Below are 17,517 nucleotides of genomic sequence, written 5' to 3' on the forward strand. Positions count from 1 at the left end.
CGCCGGCTACCAGGCTTCCCCGAGGCGGCGCATGCGGCGGATCACATAACCCGCCCAGACCAGCTGCACCGCCAGCGCCGGCAGCACGACCAGCGGCTTGTCCGCCGGATCGAGCCCCAGGAAGACGAAGGCCAGCGCCGCGTGGAACAGCGCGAAGCCCCAATGCGCCCCCGCCACCGCGCGCACGGGAACGCCCGTGCGCTGCGCCATCTGGTAGAGGTGCGAGCGGTGCGGCGCGCTCACGCGCTCGCCGGCCAGCGCGCGCCGCGCCAGCGTGAAGCTCGCATCGAAGAGCAGCCCGAAGAGCAGCAGCGGCACGATGAGGAAGCTGACCTGGCTCGCCTCGAAGCCGGCCGCCGCCACGCCCAGCACCGCCAGCATGAAGCCCGCGAACTGGCTGCCCACGTCGCCCATGAAGATCCGCGCCGGATGCCAGTTGAAGGGCAGGAATCCCGCGAATCCGGCCAGCAGGAACATCGCCGCCGCATGCGCGAACCAGCTCTCGTTGAGCGCCGCGATCACCGCTAGCGTGGCGCTCGCGATGACCACGACGCCGGTGACCAGCCCGTCCAGCCCGTCCATGAAGTTCACGGCATTGGTGCAGCCGACGATCCAGAACAGCGTGATCGCGAGCCCGAGGATTCCGAGCTCCACCTCGCCGAGGACCGGCAGCGCCAGGGTCCGCAGCGCGAGCCCGGTGGCCATGGCCACCGCCGCCGCCGCCGCCTGGGCGCCGAGCTTCACGAGGAAGCTGAAATCCTTCAGGTCGTCCGCCAGCGCGATCCCCGCGATCGCGACCGCCGCCAGCACGACCGCGGTGAAGCGCGTCTCGGCGAGGCTGGTGAAGTGATAGAGCACCAGCATGCCGACGATGAAGGCCAGCACCGGCCCGACGCCGCCGCCCTTGGGCGTCGGCCGCGTGTGCGACTTGCGCGCGTCCGGATGGTCGAGGATCGGCCAGGCGATCATCGCCCGCACCGCCGCCGCCGAGACGAGGGCGAGCGGCGCGGCCATCAGCAGGGTGAGCAGATAGGGGGGCATCGGCCCGGCCTATGCAACGGGCCGGCCCGCGCCGCAATCGGCGGCCGCTCCGTTCCGGACTTGTTCTGGATAACGCGGGCCGGGCCTAGCTCCGGCCGGTCGCCGGCACGCTGCCGGACGCGCTCCCCTGCGCCTTCGCCGCCACGAGCGAGCGGCGGATATCCTGCTCGCAGGCGATCAGCTGCGCCTCGGCCGCCCGGCGCTGGGTCTTCGCCTCGTCGGCGATGCGCAGGCTGTCCTCGATGGTGCCCACCAGCGCCGCATTGGCCTGCTTGATCGCCTCGATGTCGAAGCTGCCGCGCTCCAGCTCCTTGCGGGCCTCGGCATTGCCGGTGCGCAGCGTCTCGGCATTGGCGACGAGCAGCTTGTTGGTCAGGTCCGTCGCCTGCTTCACCGCCGCCCCCGCCTCGCGCATGCGGTGGATCGCCAGCGCCTGGGCGAGCTGCTGGCTCCACAACGGCACCGTATTGGCCAGCACCGACTGGATCTTCGAGGAGAGCGCCTTGTCGTTCTCCTGGATCAGCCGGATGGCCGGCAGCGTCTGCATCGCCACCTGCCGGGTGAGGCGCAGGTCGTGCACGCGCCGTTCCAGCTCGTCCCGGGCGGCGCGCGTGTCGCGCAGGGTCTGCGGCGAGAGCGCGTCGCCGCCCTCCTTCGCCGCCGCGGCCTCGAGCGCGGGGATCACCTCCGCATCCGTCTGCTTCAGCACGCGCTCGCCGGCGGCGATGTGGTCGGCCAGGGCGTGGAACCAGTCGAGGGTCGCGACATAGAGCCGCTCCAGCCGCTCCACATCCTCCAGCAGCCTGGTGCGGTGCGTGTCGAGCTTGGCGCCGATGAGGCCGACCTGCTCGCGCACGCCCTCGTAGCGCTGCACGATGGCGGTCGTCTCCGCGCCCGCCTTGGTGAAGATGCGCTGGAAGAAGCCCGGCTTCTCGCCGAGCGTCCCCACGTCGAACCCGCGCAGCGCGGAGAGCATGGCCGAGAGCGTCTGCCCGGCCTCGCCCGTCTCGCGGTTCTGCGCGCCTTCCAGCATGGCGTCGGCCGCGGCCTGCGCGCGGGATTGGGCCGCCGCGCCGAAGCGCAGGATGGTGCCGGGATCCTTGAGCTCGATCGCGGAGGCGAGACGCGCGATCTCCTCCTCGCGGACGGCGGGAGAGGTGGGCTGGACGGGGTTTTCGCTCATGTTCCTTCCTGGCGCAGCCGTTCGGCCAGCACCTTCACCTGGATGTCGAGGGCCTCGCTCTCGGCCGAGCGCAGCTCGCTGCGGAGCTTGCGCGCGGAATCGGCGAGGTCGGTCAGCAGGGCGGGCAGCGTCTCCGGCGGCTCGGCGCCCGCCTCCAGCCGGTCGACGATGCGCGAGAGCCCGTCGAGATGCACGCTGAGGAAGCGTCGCGCGTCATGCAGCCGGGCCGGGCGGGCCTCCAGATCCTCGACGACGCCCTGCATGGCGCCGGCGGCCTCCAGCAGCTGCATGCCGAGCGGCAAATGCGGCGCGGCGCCGGCGATGCGGGCGAGTTGGCCGCGCGGGCCCTCGAGCAGGTCGGGCTTGGCGGGCTCCGCCACCGGCTCGGGGACCGGCTCCGCCACCACCTCGATCTCGGTCTCGGCGAGGTCCTGGGTGAGCAGCCGCGTACCGAACCAGGCACCGAAGCCGAGCGCCGCCGCGATGGGCGGATGCAGCCCAGCGGACATGAAGGCGACGATGCCGGCGGCCACGCCCATCAGCACGGCGCCGCGGCGCGTGTCGCCCTCGGTGCCGCGGGCCATGCGGTTCGCGGCCATCCAGGCCAGGGCCAGGCCGAGGATCGAGCCCGCCAGCCGGTGAGGGCGCCCCAGCACGATCTCGGCGGGAATGTCGAGCATCAGCGGCCAGAGGAAGGCCGGCAGCATCCAGACGCGCCAGCCGAAGACGCGGCGCGGCTGGTCGCCCTCGCGGTTCCAGGGCGACCAGCCGGGCGGCCGGATGCCGCGGCCCTCGCGAAGGCGCTGGCGGAACTCGTCCTTCCGCTGGCGCCATTCCCGCTTCATCGCGCGCTTCTGCTCCCGCCAGACGCCCATCAGCGGAAGAGCGCGATCACGGCGGGCAGCCAGAGGCTGAGGCCGAGCAGCCCGAGGCCGATGGTCCAGCGCAGGGGCGCGGGCCAATGGGGAAGGAGGGGTGTCTTGCCGAACATTCTGGCGAGACATGTTGCCCGGGGAGGGTCACGGTGCAAGGCCCAGGATGCAGGCAACCTCCGCGCCATCACGCGGACATGTTTGGCGTGATATTGCGCTGCGACATGTGGATGCGCCGAAGCCTGATCGCCGCCGGGATCCTGGGCGCCTCCTCGGGGGCCTACGGCTTCGGCTACTCGCCCACCAGCGGGCCCGCCGTCGCGCGCTATGCGCTGACGCCCGCGGGCTGGCCACCGGGGCTGCGCGTGCGGATCGCGGTGCTGGCCGACCTGCATGCCGGGGCGCCGCTGATGACCGCGGAACGGGTGGCGGGGATCGTTGACGCCACCAATGCCCTGACGCCCGACATGGTGCTGCTGCTCGGCGACTACGGGCCGGTGAGCCTGCTGGTGCGGGCGCCCTACCGCCCCGCCGAGATCGCCCCCATCCTCGGACGGCTGCGCGCGCCGCTCGGGCGCTTCTGCGTCTCGGGCAACCATGACTGGTGGGAGGATCCGGAGGTCATGGCCCGTCGCAGCCGGGAGCCGGAATGGCTGCGCCAGCTGCGGATCGCGGGCATCCGGCCGCTCCAGAATGCGGCGACTCGGCTGCCGCAGGGCTTCTGGATCGCCGGGATCGACAGCCAGATCGCCTATCAGTGGAACCGCGGCGCGGACGACCTGCCCGGCGCGCTCGCCGCGATCACCGACGACGCGCCGGTGATCCTGATGGCGCATGAGCCGGACATCTTCGCGACGATGCCCGACCGCGTGGCGCTCACCCTCTGCGGCCATACGCATGGCGGCCAGGTGCGGATCCTCGGCTATTCGCCGCGCGTGCCCTCGCGCTACGGCAATCGCTACGCCTATGGGCTGGTGGAGGAGGGTCGGCGTCGGCTGATCGTCTCGGGCGGGCTCGGCACCTCGAAGATCCCGGTGCGCTTCGGCGTGCCGCCGGAGATCGTGGAGGTTACCCTGGGGTAGGGGCGGCCCGGGCCGTCAGGATCCGGTCGGGGCCCAGAGGCCGAACAGCAGCAGCCCCGCGCCGGCGCCCAGCGCGCCGAAGGTCAGCACCATGCCGAGCTGGCGGAGGATGAGCTTCTCCGGCTCCGGCGAGAGACCCAGCGCGTGCAGCAGGCGCCCGCCCAGCGTCGCCCCGCCCAGGATGTGCAGCAGCCCGGGCGCCAGGTCCCGCGCCTCCAGCAGCAGGAGCAGCAGCAACGCCATCGGCGCGTATTCGACGAAGTTGGCCTGGGCGCGGATGGCGCGCAGCAGCCGCCGGTCCTCGCCAGGGCCGAGATGCGTGCCCGTGGCCCGGCGCCGCAGGCTCACCCGCGCCGAGAGCAGCATCAGCAGCAGCGCCAGCAGGCCGGCATAGAGCGAGGTGACGGGAAAGGCGGTCATGCCAGGAACGGCTCCACCTCGGCCAGGAAGCCGTGCGGATTGTCGGCGTGCAGCCAGTGGCCGGCCTTCTCCACCACGGCGAAGCGCGCCTGCGGGAAGAGCCGGCGGAAGAGCTCGTGGTTGTCGGGCCGGATGTAGCGGCTCTCCGCGCCGGAAAGGATGAGCGCCGGGCCCTCGTAGCGGCCGGATTCGGCAAAGTCCTCGATGGCGGTCATGGAGCCCGCGAGTTCCGCCAGACCGAGCTTCCAGCCCGGCGGCTGCGCGGAAAAGTCCAGCGATTGCAGCAGGAAGGCGCGGATGCCGGCCTCGGGCACGGAGGGCTCCAGCGCCGCGTCGGCCTGCTTGCGGGTCAGCCCTTCCGTCAGGGGAATGGCGCGGATGGCCGCGAGATAGCCGCGCATGGCCGGCGGGTACTTCACCGGCGCGATGTCGGCCACGATCAGCCGCCCGACCATCCCGCCATGCCGCAGGGCCAGCGCCATGGCGACCTTGCCGCCCATGGAGTGGCCGAGCACCGCCGGCGCCCGCAGCCCGCGCGCGGCGATGAGCTCGCAGAGATCGGCCGCCATCTCGGCATAGCCGCCGGGCGCGCGCGGGCTCTCGCCGTGGTTGCGCAGGTCCGGCGCCAGGACATGGTGCCGCTGGGCCAGCCGCTTCTGGATGCCGCCCCAGTTCCGGGCGGCGCCGAAGAGGCCGTGCAGGAGGAGGACCGGGCTGCCCTCGCCCATCTCGATGACGTTCAGCTTCATGGGACTATCCTCTAGCAGCCAGGACGACGCTCAGCAGCACCAGGCTGCCGCCGAGGATGAGATCCCAGCCCAGCGGCTCGCCCAGCCAGACCACGGCCAGGGCGACGCCGAAGACCGGCACCAGCAGGAAGCCGACGGAGGCGAGCACGGCGTTGAGGTGCCGCGCCGCCTCCACATTGGCCCAGGTGCCGATCGGCGCCGCGACCAACCCGATGAAGGCGACGGCCCACAGCGCCGGCCCGCCGACGCCCCCGCCAGCCGAGAAGGGCTCGCGCCAGAGGGCGAGCGGCAGGAGGACGACCAGCGCAGCCACGGCGAAGACCCAGGGCAGCAGCTCGAGGATGGGCCGCGTCGGCGGCCGGAGCCGCGTCACGACGATGGCGATGCTCCAGAACAGGGCCGAGGCCAGCAGCATGCCATGGCCGAGCAGCATGCCCGGCGCCGACCAGTCGATCGCCCAGGGCCCCATCATGACGAGGATGCCGAGCAGGCCGATGCCGGCCGCGGCCCAGCGCAGCGGCGAGACCTTCTCCTTCAGAATCCAGACGGAGAGCGGGACGAGCCAATAGGTCGTGACGTTGCAGAGGATGGCCGTGCGCCCCGCCGGCACCATCGCCAGCGCCATGTGCGAGAGGGCGAAGAAGCCGCCGATCTGCAGCAGCCCGAGGGTCGCGATCACGGGCCAGTCGTGCCGCGGCGGCAGGTGGAGGCGGCCCAGCGCGGCCATCACGGCGCCCGTGGCCACCGCGGCGAGTCCCGCCCGGCCGAAGCCGAACCAGAGCGGCGTGGCGAACTGATAGGCGTGCTTGGTGAGCGGCCAGATCCCGCCGAAGAACACGACCACCAGCAGCAGGAGCTGGAGCGCCCTGCCCTGGCTCATGGCCCGGGGATCCGGGGCCGGGATAAGGCCCGTGGGACAGCGCCGCCGGGCCGGTGGTCCATGCGGGCTAAACCGTCAGCACGATCTTCCCGATGTGCTGGCTGCTCTCCATGAGCTCGTGCGCCCTGACGGCCTCGGCCAGCGGGAAGGTGGCGTGGATGTGCGGGCCGGCCTTGCCCTGCTCCAGCAGCGGCCAGACCTTGGCCCGCAGCGCGTCGGCGATCTCCGCCTTCTGCGCCGTGGTGCGCGGCCGCATGGTGCTGCCGGTCACGTTCAGGCGCTTCACCATGATCGGGCGGAGGTCCGCCTCCGGGACCATGGGGCCGCTCAGGAAGGCGATGATGGAAAGCCGGCCGTCCAGCTTCAGGCAGCGGAGGTTCCGGTTGAAATAGGGCCCGCCCACCATGTCCAGCACCACGTCGACCAGCTTGCCGTCGGTGACGCGCTTCACCTCCTCGAAGAAGTCGTGGCTGCGGTAGTTGATGGCGTGGTCGGCGCCGAACTTGCGCACCGCCTCGCACTTCTCCTCCGAGCCCACGGTGGTAAGGACCTGGCAGCCGAAGGCCTTGGCGAGCTGGATGGCCGTCAGGCCGATGCCCGAGCTGCCGCCGTGGATCAGCACGGTCTCGCCCGGCTTGAGGCTCGCCCCGGCCGCGTGCGGCGTGCCGAAGAGGTTCGCCCAGACAGTGAAGTAGGTCTCCGGGACCGCGGCGGCGCGGATGGCGTCGTAGCCCTTGGGCCAGGGCAGGGTCTGGCTTTGCGGCGCCGTGCAATACTCGGCATAGGCCCCGCCGTTCGTCAGTGCGCAGACCTTGTCGCCGACCTTGAAGCCCGTGACCGAGCCGCCGAGCGCGACCACCTCGCCCGCGCATTCCAGCCCCAGGATGGGGGAGGCGCCGGGCGGCGGCGGATAGCTGCCGGAGCGCTGGGCCACATCGGGCCGGTTCACGCCCGTCGCCTCGACCTTGATGAGCACCTCGTCCGCCGCCGGCGTCGGCACCGGCCCGCTCGCGACGGTCATCACCTCGGGGCCGCCGCCTGCGCCATGGGCGATGTAGGTCATGTTCATGGGCGGTCCCTCCAGATGCGGGCGCAGGTTTCCGCCCGCGCCGGGGGACCGTCAAGAGAGGGGAACGCCGGCCCGCCGCGCATCCGCGACGCCTTTCGGTCATTGCGCGGCGCGCAATTGCGGCGGAAACTGGGCAGAGATGCGCCGCCGCCTCGCCCTTGCCCTGCCGTTCCTGGCTGCCCCTGCGCTTGCGCAGCAGCAGGCGGCCGAGTGGCGCGTCGGCGCGCTCTTCCCGCTGTCGGGCGCCGCCGCCCTGGTCGGCGACGAGGCCGCGCGCGGGCTCGAACTCGCCGTCGAGGAGCGCAACGCGGCCGGCGGCCGCGCCATCCGCCTCATCCGCGCCGATGTCACCGAGCCGGCCCAGGCCCTCGCCGAGGCCCGCCGCCTGATCCAGCAGGAGCGCGCGGGGCTGCTTTTCGGCAGCGTCTCGGCCCCGATCGGCCTGGCCGCCATCCAGGCCGCCGAGTCGCTCGAGACCCCCTTCGTCGAGCTGGCCGCCGCCGCGGACAACCTGACCGAGCGGGGCGCCCGGCACCTGGTGCGGACGGCGCCGCGCGCCGCGGATTACGGCATCCTCGGCGCCGAGGCCCTGACGCGCTTCCTGCCGGGCCATCTCGGCCGGCCGGCCGAGGCGCTGCGGGTCGCGCTGCTGCACGAGAACGGCGGCACCTCCGAGAGCATTGCCCTGGCCCTCGATGCCCGGCTGCGCGAGGCGGGCGTGATGGTGGCCGAACGGCTGCCGCATGGCGCCCGCACCAGCGAGATGGCGGCCATGGTCCACCGCCTGCGCGCCGCGAGCGTCAACGTGCTGATCCACGCGGCCAATGAGGGCGACGCCATCTCGCTCTTCCGGGCGCTGGCGGAGGCGAACTGGCGGCCGGCCGCGGTGATCGGCGCCGGGCTGGCCTGGGGCCTGGCGGACCTGGCGCGCGCCGTCGGGCCCGCGCTGGATTCCGCCTTCGCGCTGGACGTTCCGCCCATCGAGACGGCCGACCGCGTGGCGCATGGGGCGCGCCCCTTCGCGGAGGTCTATCAGCGGCGCTGGGGCACGCCGCCGCGCTCGGGCCTTTCGCTGGCCGCCTATGCCGGGGCGCAGCTCGTGCTGTCCCAGCCGAACCTGGAGCGCGGGCCGCTGCGCGCGGGGCTCGTCGCCATGGATCTTGCCGAGGGAAGCCTGCCGAACGGCTGGGGCTTCCGGATCGACGAGCGGGGCCAGAACACGCGGGCACGGCCGGTGCTGCTGCAATGGCAGGCGGGGAAGCCGGTGGCGGTGTTCCCGGCCGAGATGGCGGCCGCCGCGCCGGTCTAGGTGGCGCCCGGTCGTCCCGCCCGCGCGGATCGTCGCAGGCCTGCCTCACATCCCCCGATCGGCCCGGGTGGCGGCCAGATCGTCCTCGCGGAAAGCGGCCAGGATCGCGGGCACGCCCTCCTGCGGCGCGAAGCCCAGCCGCTTCGCGCGCGTCGCGGCGAATTCGGCGGGCCAGCCGCCCACGATGGCGGCGATCGCCTCGTCCGGCTCGCGCTTCACCAGGGCGCGCTCGGCGGGCGTCAGCGCGGCCAGCATCTCGCCCACGCTCACGGCGAGGCCGGGCGGATTGACGCCGCGATCGATGCCGAGCGGCGCCGCGTCCATGGTCGCGGCATGCATCAGCCAGTCCACGGCCCGGCGGGGCGAGCAGACCCAGACGCGGAACTCGTCGCCCACGGGCAGCGGCGTCTCCAGCCCGAGCAGCGGCTCGCGCAGGATCGCCGAGAAGAAGGAGGAGGCCGCCTTGTTCGGCCGGCCCGGCCGCACGATCACGGTGGGGAGGCGGATGGAGACGAGGTCGAGCATGCCGCGGCGCGAGGCATCGGCCAGCAGCAGCTCGGCCGCCGCCTTCTGGGCACCGTAGGAATTGCCGGGAACCTGGCGGGCGTCGTCGGGCAGCAGGGCGGACTGGCCGCCGCCGAAGCTCGCCACGCTGGAGGTGAAGAGGAGGCGGGGTGGGGCGGAGAGCTTCCGGCAGGCCTCGATGACGGCGAGCGTGCCCTGCAGGTTCACCCGCATGCCGAGGTCGAAATCCGCCTCGGCCGCGGCGCTCACCACGGCGGCGAGGTGCACGACGAGATCGGTCCCGTCCGGGATGGCGCGGGAGACATCGGCGACGCTGGCGACGTCGCCGGCCAGGCAGGTCACCTGGAAAGGCGCTTCCAGCGGCGCCGGCTCGGCGAGGTCGAAGAGCGTCAGCGCCGCGATGGGCCTGCCGCCGAGGCGGCCCTGCTGCGCCAGGCGTTGCGCCAGCTTGCGGCCGAGGAACCCGCCGCCGCCGAGGATCGTGATCTTCATGCCGGCAGATTGCTCCCCGCCGCGTCCGACGCCAAGTTCCCGGCCCATGACCGCATTCCGCCTCGTCCTGAACCGCAACCCCGGCACGCCGGGGATCGTCATCCTGCCGGAGGGCGGCTATCGCCGGGCCCGCGCCGAGATCATGTCCTGGCCGGGATATGCGCCCACCGCACTGCGCCGGCTGGATTTTCCGGGGCCGGCCAGTGTCCGCTACAAGGATGAGGGCACGCGCTTCGGGCTGGGCAGCTTCAAGGCGCTCGGCGGTGCCTATGCGGTGCTGAAGCTGGTCGCGGCCGAGCTGGCGAAGCGCGGTGTGGCGAACAACGCGACCGGCGCGGCGCTGGAAGGGGGGGAGCACCGCGAGGCCGCGCAGCAGATCACCGTCACCTGCGCCACCGACGGCAATCACGGCCGCTCCGTCGCCTGGGGTGCCCAGCGCTTCGGCGCGCGCTGCGTCATCTTCGTGCATCACAACGTCAGCCAGGGCCGGCGCGACGCCATCGCCCGCTACGGCGCCGAGATCCGCGAGGTCACCGGCAATTACGACGACAGCGTCCGCGCCGCGCAGGAGACCGCCCAGGCCGAGGGCTGGTTCGTCATCAGCGACACCTCCTATCCCGGCTACACCGAGCCGCCGCGCGACGTGATGCAGGGCTACCGGCTGATGGCCGAGGAGGCGATCGGCGCCATGCCCGAACCGCCCACCCATGTCTTCGTCCCCGGCGGGGTCGGCGGCGTCGCGGCGGCGGTGGCGGTGCAGCTCCGGGCCATGTGCGGCGCCCAGGGAGGACAAGCCTCCCCGCGCCTGATCATCGCCGAGCCGGAGCGCGCCGCCTGCCTTACCGACAGCCTGGAGGCCGGGGCCTTCACCACCGTCGGCGGCGATCTCGACACCGTCATGGCCGGGCTGGCCTGCGGCGAGCCCTCGCTGCTGGCCTGGCAGGAGCTGGAGCGCAGCGCCTTCGCCTCGATGGCGCTGCCCGACGCGGCGGTTCCCGGGGCCATGCAGGCGCTCGCGGCGCAGGGGATCGAAGCGGGGGAAAGCGCCGTGGCGGGCGTCATCGCCCTGGAGGCCGCATGGAACGATCCGCAAGCGCGCCAGGCCCTCGGCCTGGGCACGGAAAGCCGGATCCTGATCTTCGGCACCGAGGGCGCCACGGACCCCGAGCTCTACGCGCGCATGCTGCGGGCCAATTCCCCTTCACGGAACTGACCTTTTTATGTCACATGGCGGCAATGACGGGGGCTTAGTCGCCGCGCGTCCATAAACTTCCGGGAGTGCCTTTCATGCTGCGTCGTTCCCTCGGCCAGGCCGCCCTCGCTGCTGCCGCCCTTCCTCTCGCCACACCCGCTCTGGCCCAGAGCGGGCCCATCGAGCTTCAGTTCTGGCACGGCCTGCCGCAGCCGCTCGGCGGCCTGCTCGAGAAGCTGGTCGGGGACTTCAATGCCAGCCAGACGGGCGTGAAGATCGCCCCGTCCTTCCGCGGCTCCTATCCGGAGACGATGGTCGCCGCGATCGCCGCCTTCCGCGCCTCTCAGGCGCCGCACATCGTGCAGATGTTCGAGGTCGGCACCGGCACCATGATGGCCGCCGGACGCGCCGTGAAGCCGGTCCATGAGCTGCTGGCCGAGACGGGCGTGCAGATCGACTTCAACGACTTCCTCCCCGGCGTGCGCGGCTACTACGCCGCCGCCGACGGGAAGCAGATGTCGATGCCCTTCAACAGCAGCACCTCGGTCGTCTTCTACAACAAGGACATGTTCCGCCGGGCGAACCTCAACCCCGACCAGTTCCCGGCCACCTGGGAAGGCGTGGAGCAGGCGATGCGCGCGCTGAAGGCCGCCGGCGTCGAGGCGCCGCTGACGACCTCCTGGCCGACCTGGCTGAACCTCGAGCAGTTCAGCGCCATCCACGACATTCCCTTCGCCTCCCTGGCCAACGGCTTCGGTGGCCTCGGCACCGAGCTGCGGATCAGCAACCCGCTGGTCGTGAAGCACATGACCAACCTGCAGGCCTGGGCGCGCGACGGTCTCTACCGCTACGGCGGCCGCGACAACGCGGCGGATGCGCTGTTCCCCTCGGGCCAGGTCGCGATCGCCATGGCCTCCTCCGGCCTGCGCGCGCGCATCACCAACGAGGCGCGGTTCCAGTGGGGCGTGGGTATGCTGCCCTATTATCAGGGCACGGCGAATGCGCCGGGCAACTCGATCATCGGCGGCGCGAGCTTCTGGACGATGAACAAGGGCCCCCGCGACACCCGCTCCGCCGCCGAGTACCGGGGCGTGGCCGAATTCTACAAGTATATCAGCGACACCGAGGTCGGCGCGAAGTGGCACAGGGACACCGGCTACCTGCCGCTGACCCGCGCCATGTTCGAGGCGACGAAGAAGACGGACTTCTACCAGCGCAATCCGGGCGCCGACGTGCCGATCGAGCAGATGCTGCGCGGCACGACGAGCGACAACACGCGCGGCCTGCGCCTCGGCGGGCTGATCGAGATCCGCAACATCATCCAGGAAGAGATGGAGAAGATGCTGCAAGGCCAGCAGACGCCGGAACAGGCCATGGCCGCCGGCACGACGCGCGGCAATGTGGTGCTCCGCAACTTCGAGCGGACGAACCGGGGCTGATCCGGCTGCCGGGCGACCCGAAACTGTTGTCCAACAAGGGCCTCGCATGGCACTGCCATGCGAGGCCGGGCCGCTCGGAGGACCAATGCAGAAGAAGGTGATCTTCAAGGGCGCCGTGCTGCCCTATCTGCTGCTCGCGCCGCAGCTGCTCATCACGGGCATCTTCTTCTTCTGGCCCGCCGGCCAGGCCATCTACCAGTCCTTCCTGCGCGAGGACGCCTTCGGGCTCTCCGTCGAATTCGTGGGCTTCGAGAACTTCCTCGACGTGGTGCGGGACCAGACCTGGCTCGACTCGGCCGGGCGGACGCTCCTCTTCTCCGGTTCCGTGGCCGTGCTGGCGCTGGGCTCGGCGCTGTTCCTCGCGGTCCAGGCCGACAAGCACATCCGCGGCGCTGACGTGTACAAGACGCTGCTGATCTGGCCCTACGCCGTGGCGCCGGCCATCGCGGCGGTGCTGTGGCTCTTCATGTTCCATCCGAATATCGGCCTCTTCGGCCGCATGCTGAACGGCCTCGGCATCCCCTGGGACTACCGGCTGAATGGGAACCAGGCGATGCTCATGGTCATCATGGCCAGCGCCTGGAAGCAGGTGAGCTACAACTTCATCTTCTTCCTCGCCGGGCTGCAGAGCATTCCCAGGGCCGTCCTGGAGGCCGCCGCGATCGATGGCGCCAAGCCCGCGCGGCGCTTCTGGACCATCATCTTCCCGCTGCTCTCGCCGACGGCCTTCTTCCTGTTGGTGGTGAACCTCGTCTACGCTTTCTTCGACACCTTCGGCGTGATCCACAGCCTGACGCATGGCGGCCCCGGCAAGGCGACGGAGACGCTGATCTACCGCGTCTATACCGACGGCGTGATCAACCTGAACCTCGGCTCCAGCTCGGCGCAGAGCGTGATCCTGATGCTGCTGGTCGTGGCGCTGACGGTGATCCAGTTCCGCTACGTCGAGCGGAAGGTGCATTACTGATGTCGGTCACGACCGACGCGACGGCGCTTGCCGAGCGCACCCGCCGCCGGCAATTCCGGGAAAAAATCGTCACCCATGTCTGCCTGCTCGCCGGCATCCTGATCTTCGTCTTCCCGATCTACCTGACGCTGATCGGCTCGACGCATGACGTGAACACCATCGGCCGCGGCGACGTGCCGCTGCTGCCGGGCGCCGAGGCCGTGGCCAACTACACCCAGGCCTGGGGCGCCGGCGGCGGCCGCTACATGGGCACGCCCGCCGGGACGATGCTGGCCAACAGCCTGATCATGGCGCTGTGCATCGCCGTGGGGAAGATCGCGATCTCGCTGACCTCCGCCTATGCCGTGGTCTTCTTCCGCTTTCCCCTGCGGATGGTCTTCTTCTGGCTGATCTTCATCACGCTGATGCTGCCGGTGGAGGTGCGCATCATCCCCACCTTCCAGGTGATGGTGGACCTCGGCCTGACCAACACCATGGCCGGCCTGGTGATCCCGCTGATCGCCAGCGCCACGGCGACGCTGCTGTTCCGGCAGTTCTTCCTCACCATCCCGGACGAATATGTCGAGGCGGCGAAGATCGACGGCGCGGGGCCCATCCGCTTCTTCATCGACGTGGTGCTGCCGCTTTCGCGCACCAACATCGCGGCGCTCTTCGTCATCCTCTTCATCTATGGCTGGAACCAGTATCTCTGGCCGCTGCTGATCGTGAACGACCGCAGCCTGGAGACGGTCGTCGTCGGCCTCACCAAGATGATCGGCACGGGGGACCAGCAGAACGAGTGGAACGTCATCATGGCGACGGCCGTCTTCGCGCTGCTGCCGCCGGTGGCCGTGGTCGTGTTCATGCAGCGATGGTTCGTGAAGGGCCTGACGGAGACCGAGAAGTAATGGCCACGCTGACCCTTCGCGACATCAAGAAGTCCTTCGGCGCCACCCACGTCCTGCACGGCGTCGATCTCGACGTCACCGACGGCGAGATGATCGTCATCGTCGGCGCGTCCGGCTGCGGCAAGTCCACCCTGCTGCGCATCGTCGCGGGGCTGGAGACCGAGACCTCCGGCGAGGTTCTCATCGCCGGCCAGAGCATGAAGGGGCTGGAGCCGGCCGACCGCGACGTCGCCATGGTCTTCCAGAACTACGCGCTCTACCCGCACATGTCGGTCTTCCAGAACATGGCCTACGGGCTGAAGATCCGCGGCCTGCCGAAGGACCAGATCCAGCACCGGGTGGACGAGGCGGCCGGGCTGCTCGGCATCGGCCACCTGCTGCAGCGCAAGCCGCGCGAGCTCTCGGGCGGCCAGCGCCAGCGTGTCGCCATGGGCCGCGCCATCGTGCGCGAGCCCAAGCTCTTCCTCTTCGACGAGCCGCTCTCCAACCTCGACGCCAAGCTGCGCGTGGAGCTGCGGGCGGAGATCCGGCGCCTGCAACGGCGCCTGGGGGTCACCTCCCTCTTCGTCACGCACGACCAGGTGGAGGCGATGACGCTGGGCGACCGGCTCGTGGTGATGAATGCCGGCCGCGCGGCGCAGATCGCGACGCCCATGGAAATCTGGGAGCGGCCGGCCGACACCTATGTCGCGGGCTTCATCGGCAGCCCCTCCATGAACCTGCTTCACGCCACGCTCGAGGCCGGCGGCGCCGCCGCGATCCTCGATGCCGGCGGATTGCGGCTGCCCTTCGCGGATGGCCCCCGCGCGGGCGCCGCCGGGCGAAAGCTCATCATCGGCATCCGGCCGGAGCATCTGCGCCCGGGGCAGGGCGGGCTCGACGTGATGGTCGAGCTCGTCGAGCCGCTCGGCGGCGAGAGCGTGCTGCACGGCAAGCTCGCCGACGGCACGCCCCTCACCGCGCGCCTGCCCGGCGCCCGCTACGAGGACGGCGCGACGCAGCTCGCCCTGCCGACCGAATCGCTCCATGTCTTCGATGGCGAGACCGGCAAGAGGATTGAAGCGGGAGGCTGATCGGGGCACGCTGCCGCCCAACAATCCGGGAGCTACGATCCATGCAACGCCGCCAGGCCCTGGCGCTCGGCGCCCTCGCGCCCTTCGCCGCCGCGCGTTCCCCTCTGGCCCAGACGGCCGCCGACTGGCCCTCGCAGCCCGTCCGCCTCATCGTCCCCTTCGCCGCCGGCGGGCCGACCGACATCCCGGCGCGCCTCGTCGCCGACGAGATGTCGCGCCAGCTTCCCAACCGGATCGTCGTGGAGAACCGCACGGGCTCGGGCATCATCATCGGCACGGACATCGTGGCGAAGGCGCCCAAGGACGGGCTGACGGTGCTCTACAGCACCATCGGCCATGCCGTGGTGCGCGCGCTCTTCCCGCGTGTGACCTTCGACCCGGTGGCGGATTTCGCGCCGGTGGCGCTCGTCGGCAAGGTGCCGATGATCATGATGGTCAACAAGGATTTCCCGGCCCGCACGCTGCCGGAGTTCATCGCCCTGATCCGCGCCAATCCCGGCAAGTACGACTATGCCAGCAGCGGCAATGGCGGCGCCGTGCACCTGGCGACCGAGCTCTTCCTGCACATGGCGGGCGGGCTTCGGATGAACCACATCGCCTTCCGCGGCAGCGCGCCCGCCATGCCCGACCTGCTCGCCGGCCGCATCCCGATGCTGATCGACGTCGCCGCCGGCGCCATCCCGATCATCCAGCGCGGCGACCTGCGGCCACTGGCCATCTCCACGCGCGAGCGCAGCTCCCTGGTGCCCGACGTGCCCACCTTCATCGAGGGCGGCGTGGCGGACTACGAGGCCTATACCTGGCACATGCTCCTGGTGCCCTCGGGCACGCCCGTGCCGGTCATCAACGCGATCAACGCGGCGGCGAACCGCGCGCTGGAGGTGGAGGCGGTGCGCAACCGGCTCACCGAGATGACGGTCGAGGTCGTGCGCGGCAGCACGCCGGCCAGCGCCGCGGCCTTCCTGGCGGCCGAGATCGCGAAGTGGGAGCCGGTGATCGCGGCGGCGGGCATCAAGGTGGATTGAGGGACGGCCTCTCCTGGGAGGCGCCGCGCAGGATCAGGCCTGCGCGCCCGCCGCTTCCCAGCCGGCCTTGCGCTCGTAGTGCTTGTAGTACTTGTCCGTCACCTGATCGGTCATCACGACGATGGCGACGTCGGTGGTGTTGAACTGCGCGTCCAGCACGGCACCGTCGCCCACGAAGCCGCCGAGCCGCAGATAGCCCTTGATGAGGGGCGGCAGCGCCAGCAGCGCCGCCTTCGCGTCGTAGCTGCCGCGGGGCAGCCGGTCCATCGCGATGTAGCGCGATTCCAGCGCGCGGGGGCAAAGGTGCGGCGGCGCCTGGTGGTGGTGGGCGAGATAGGACAGCGCCTCCGCATTGGCATCGGGGTCGATGCCCTGCAGGCTGGCGCAGCCGAACATCAGCGCGATCTTGTGGTTGAACACATAGGCGGCGATGCCCTGCCACAGCAGCTGCAGCGTGCCCCGCGTGCGATAGGCGATGTCGGTGCAGGAGCGGCCGAGCTCCAGGATCCCGCCGGGATAGTTCAGGATATTGGTGATGTCGTATTCGTCGGCCGAGTAGAACTGGCCGATCTGCTCGGCGGCCTGGCGGCGGATGAGCCGGTAGGTGCCGACGACGCTTTCCGGCCCCTCGCCCCGGTCGTGGTCGACCACGAGCAGATGGTCGGCGACCACGTCATAGGCGTCGACGTCGAGCTTGCTGGCGAGCGTCTCGGCATCCGGATGGGCGCCCATTTCCTCGTAGAAGACCCGGTAGCGCAGGGCCTGGGCGGCGGTGACCTCCCAGTCCTGGTCCGCGACGCGGACGCCGAGATTTCCGGAGCGAAGCTCCGCGAAAGGCTGCGGCCCGCTCATTTGCGCCGGGGCGCCCGCGTGCCGGCCGGTTCCGCCGTCGAGGGGGTCGCCTTGCGCCCGAAGATCTCGAGGCGCAGCTGCACGAGGTCGAAGCCCAGCCGCGCGGCGATCTTCTGGGCGAGCGCATCGTGCTCGGAGTCCTGGAATTCGATCACGCTGCCGGTGTCCACGTCGATCAGGTGGTGATGGATGCCGCGATCGGCAGGGTCGAAGCGCGCCCGGCCGCCGCCAAAGTCGCGGCGCTCCAGGATGCCCTTCTCCTCGAGGAGGCGGACGGTGCGGTAGACCGTCGCCACCGAGACCCGGCTGTCGAGAGCCACGGCCCGGCGGTAGAGCTCCTCCACGTCGGGGTGGTCCTCGCTCTCGGAGAGGACGCGCGCGATGAGCCTGCGCTGGCCTGTCATCTTCAGGCCGCGCTCGATGCACATGCGCTCGATGCGGGACGCCGCTTCGAGAATGG

General features: G+C 71.2%; 18 protein-coding genes. 8 read left to right on the forward strand and 10 right to left on the reverse strand.

Annotated elements, in window-relative coordinates:
• Positions 1 to 6 precede the first annotated feature (6 nt).
• The 3 genes from EJV46_RS21290 to EJV46_RS21300 form a co-directional block, all read right to left on the reverse strand.
• On the reverse strand, positions 7 to 1,041 hold the full coding sequence (locus tag EJV46_RS21290; protein ID WP_131550747.1) for a glycosyltransferase family 4 protein: 1,035 nt from the start codon (positions 1,039 to 1,041) through the stop codon (positions 7 to 9).
• 85 nt (positions 1,042 to 1,126) lie between these two features.
• Positions 1,127 to 2,224, reverse strand: coding sequence for a toxic anion resistance protein (locus EJV46_RS21295; protein WP_131550748.1), 1,098 nt, complete (start codon positions 2,222 to 2,224; stop codon positions 1,127 to 1,129).
• Positions 2,221 to 3,099, reverse strand: coding sequence for a hypothetical protein (locus EJV46_RS21300; protein WP_131550749.1), 879 nt, complete (start codon positions 3,097 to 3,099; stop codon positions 2,221 to 2,223). The genes EJV46_RS21295 and EJV46_RS21300 overlap by 4 nt, the downstream gene beginning before the upstream one ends.
• A 221-nt stretch (positions 3,100 to 3,320) precedes the next feature.
• On the opposite strand from EJV46_RS21300, the gene EJV46_RS21305 reads away from it, so the two are divergent.
• The gene (locus EJV46_RS21305; RefSeq protein WP_131550750.1) at positions 3,321 to 4,178 is read left to right on the forward strand and encodes a metallophosphoesterase; all 858 of its coding nucleotides are present in this window, start codon (positions 3,321 to 3,323) and stop codon (positions 4,176 to 4,178) included.
• Positions 4,179 to 4,193: 15 nt separating this feature from the next.
• Here the strand turns inward: EJV46_RS21305 and EJV46_RS21310 are convergent, their stop codons facing one another.
• The 4 genes from EJV46_RS21310 to EJV46_RS21325 form a co-directional block, all read right to left on the reverse strand.
• Positions 4,194 to 4,598, reverse strand: a complete 405-nt coding sequence (locus EJV46_RS21310; RefSeq protein ID WP_131550751.1) for an MAPEG family protein — start codon at positions 4,596 to 4,598, stop codon at positions 4,194 to 4,196.
• Positions 4,595 to 5,347 (reverse strand): alpha/beta fold hydrolase, encoded by a 753-nt coding sequence (locus EJV46_RS21315; RefSeq protein ID WP_131550752.1) that lies wholly within the window; start codon positions 5,345 to 5,347, stop codon positions 4,595 to 4,597. Before EJV46_RS21315 ends, EJV46_RS21310 begins: the two co-directional genes overlap by 4 nt.
• Positions 5,348 to 5,351: 4 nt before the next feature.
• A complete protein-coding gene (locus EJV46_RS21320; RefSeq protein WP_131550753.1) occupies positions 5,352 to 6,227 on the reverse strand; it encodes a DMT family transporter in 876 nt (291 codons plus the stop codon).
• Between the two features lie 67 nt (positions 6,228 to 6,294).
• Positions 6,295 to 7,290, reverse strand: a complete 996-nt coding sequence (locus EJV46_RS21325) for an NAD(P)H-quinone oxidoreductase (protein ID WP_131550865.1) — start codon at positions 7,288 to 7,290, stop codon at positions 6,295 to 6,297.
• Between the two features lie 145 nt (positions 7,291 to 7,435).
• On the opposite strand from EJV46_RS21325, the gene EJV46_RS21330 reads away from it, so the two are divergent.
• Positions 7,436 to 8,605: an ABC transporter substrate-binding protein gene (locus EJV46_RS21330; RefSeq protein ID WP_165585662.1), complete on the forward strand. Its 1,170-nt coding sequence runs from the start codon at positions 7,436 to 7,438 to the stop codon at positions 8,603 to 8,605.
• A gap of 45 nt (positions 8,606 to 8,650) precedes the next feature.
• Here EJV46_RS21330 and denD read toward each other — a convergent pair whose 3' ends face one another.
• Entirely contained in the window at positions 8,651 to 9,622 is a 972-nt protein-coding gene (gene denD, locus EJV46_RS21335) for a D-erythronate dehydrogenase (RefSeq protein ID WP_131550755.1), read from the reverse strand.
• A gap of 46 nt (positions 9,623 to 9,668) precedes the next feature.
• On the opposite strand from denD, the gene EJV46_RS21340 reads away from it, so the two are divergent.
• From EJV46_RS21340 to EJV46_RS21365, 6 genes are all read left to right on the forward strand, one after another.
• Positions 9,669 to 10,835, forward strand: a complete 1,167-nt coding sequence (locus tag EJV46_RS21340; protein ID WP_131550756.1) for a diaminopropionate ammonia-lyase — start codon at positions 9,669 to 9,671, stop codon at positions 10,833 to 10,835.
• 74 nt (positions 10,836 to 10,909) lie between these two features.
• Entirely contained in the window at positions 10,910 to 12,253 is a 1,344-nt protein-coding gene (gene ugpB / locus EJV46_RS21345) for a sn-glycerol-3-phosphate ABC transporter substrate-binding protein UgpB (RefSeq protein WP_131550757.1), read from the forward strand.
• An 85-nt stretch (positions 12,254 to 12,338) separates the two neighbouring features.
• Positions 12,339 to 13,220 carry a sn-glycerol-3-phosphate ABC transporter permease UgpA gene (gene ugpA, locus EJV46_RS21350; protein ID WP_131550758.1) on the forward strand — a complete coding sequence of 294 codons (882 nt, stop codon included), beginning with the start codon at positions 12,339 to 12,341 and terminating at the stop codon, positions 13,218 to 13,220.
• Positions 13,220 to 14,107, forward strand: coding sequence for a sn-glycerol-3-phosphate ABC transporter permease UgpE (ugpE, locus tag EJV46_RS21355; protein ID WP_131550759.1), 888 nt, complete (start codon positions 13,220 to 13,222; stop codon positions 14,105 to 14,107). Before ugpA ends, ugpE begins: the two co-directional genes overlap by 1 nt.
• A complete protein-coding gene (gene ugpC, locus EJV46_RS21360) occupies positions 14,107 to 15,180 on the forward strand; it encodes a sn-glycerol-3-phosphate ABC transporter ATP-binding protein UgpC (protein WP_131550760.1) in 1,074 nt (357 codons plus the stop codon). The genes ugpE and ugpC overlap by 1 nt, the downstream gene beginning before the upstream one ends.
• Positions 15,181 to 15,221: 41 nt before the next feature.
• Positions 15,222 to 16,205: a tripartite tricarboxylate transporter substrate binding protein gene (locus EJV46_RS21365; RefSeq protein WP_131550761.1), complete on the forward strand. Its 984-nt coding sequence runs from the start codon at positions 15,222 to 15,224 to the stop codon at positions 16,203 to 16,205.
• A gap of 33 nt (positions 16,206 to 16,238) precedes the next feature.
• Here the strand turns inward: EJV46_RS21365 and EJV46_RS21370 are convergent, their stop codons facing one another.
• Positions 16,239 to 17,057, reverse strand: coding sequence for a GNAT family N-acetyltransferase (locus EJV46_RS21370; protein ID WP_131550762.1), 819 nt, complete (start codon positions 17,055 to 17,057; stop codon positions 16,239 to 16,241).
• A complete protein-coding gene (locus tag EJV46_RS21375; protein ID WP_131550763.1) occupies positions 17,054 to 17,485 on the reverse strand; it encodes a Fur family transcriptional regulator in 432 nt (143 codons plus the stop codon). The genes EJV46_RS21370 and EJV46_RS21375 overlap by 4 nt, the downstream gene beginning before the upstream one ends.
• Positions 17,486 to 17,517: the final 32 nt, after the last annotated feature.

Source organism: Roseococcus sp. SYP-B2431, from assembly GCF_004336745.1.
In the GTDB taxonomy this organism is placed as follows: domain Bacteria; phylum Pseudomonadota; class Alphaproteobacteria; order Acetobacterales; family Acetobacteraceae; genus Roseococcus.

Bases quoted from the DNA above. Each gene is read 5' to 3' on its own strand.
- EJV46_RS21290 (WP_131550747.1), bottom strand. From the start codon at position 1,041: ATGCCCCCCTATCTGCTCACCCTGCTGATGGCCGCGCCGCTCGCCCTC.
- EJV46_RS21295 (WP_131550748.1), bottom strand. From the start codon at position 2,224: ATGAGCGAAAACCCCGTCCAGCCCACCTCTCCCGCCGTCCGCGAGGAG.
- EJV46_RS21300 (WP_131550749.1), bottom strand. From the start codon at position 3,099: ATGGGCGTCTGGCGGGAGCAGAAGCGCGCGATGAAGCGGGAATGGCGC.
- EJV46_RS21305 (WP_131550750.1), top strand. From the start codon at position 3,321: ATGTGGATGCGCCGAAGCCTGATCGCCGCCGGGATCCTGGGCGCCTCC.
- EJV46_RS21310 (WP_131550751.1), bottom strand. From the start codon at position 4,598: ATGACCGCCTTTCCCGTCACCTCGCTCTATGCCGGCCTGCTGGCGCTG.
- EJV46_RS21315 (WP_131550752.1), bottom strand. From the start codon at position 5,347: ATGAAGCTGAACGTCATCGAGATGGGCGAGGGCAGCCCGGTCCTCCTC.
- EJV46_RS21320 (WP_131550753.1), bottom strand. From the start codon at position 6,227: ATGAGCCAGGGCAGGGCGCTCCAGCTCCTGCTGCTGGTGGTCGTGTTC.
- EJV46_RS21325 (WP_131550865.1), bottom strand. From the start codon at position 7,290: ATGACCTACATCGCCCATGGCGCAGGCGGCGGCCCCGAGGTGATGACC.
- EJV46_RS21330 (WP_165585662.1), top strand. From the start codon at position 7,436: ATGCGCCGCCGCCTCGCCCTTGCCCTGCCGTTCCTGGCTGCCCCTGCG.
- denD (WP_131550755.1), bottom strand. From the start codon at position 9,622: ATGAAGATCACGATCCTCGGCGGCGGCGGGTTCCTCGGCCGCAAGCTG.
- EJV46_RS21340 (WP_131550756.1), top strand. From the start codon at position 9,669: ATGACCGCATTCCGCCTCGTCCTGAACCGCAACCCCGGCACGCCGGGG.
- ugpB (WP_131550757.1), top strand. From the start codon at position 10,910: ATGCTGCGTCGTTCCCTCGGCCAGGCCGCCCTCGCTGCTGCCGCCCTT.
- ugpA (WP_131550758.1), top strand. From the start codon at position 12,339: ATGCAGAAGAAGGTGATCTTCAAGGGCGCCGTGCTGCCCTATCTGCTG.
- ugpE (WP_131550759.1), top strand. From the start codon at position 13,220: ATGTCGGTCACGACCGACGCGACGGCGCTTGCCGAGCGCACCCGCCGC.
- ugpC (WP_131550760.1), top strand. From the start codon at position 14,107: ATGGCCACGCTGACCCTTCGCGACATCAAGAAGTCCTTCGGCGCCACC.
- EJV46_RS21365 (WP_131550761.1), top strand. From the start codon at position 15,222: ATGCAACGCCGCCAGGCCCTGGCGCTCGGCGCCCTCGCGCCCTTCGCC.
- EJV46_RS21370 (WP_131550762.1), bottom strand. From the start codon at position 17,057: ATGAGCGGGCCGCAGCCTTTCGCGGAGCTTCGCTCCGGAAATCTCGGC.
- EJV46_RS21375 (WP_131550763.1), bottom strand. From the start codon at position 17,485: ATGTGCATCGAGCGCGGCCTGAAGATGACAGGCCAGCGCAGGCTCATC.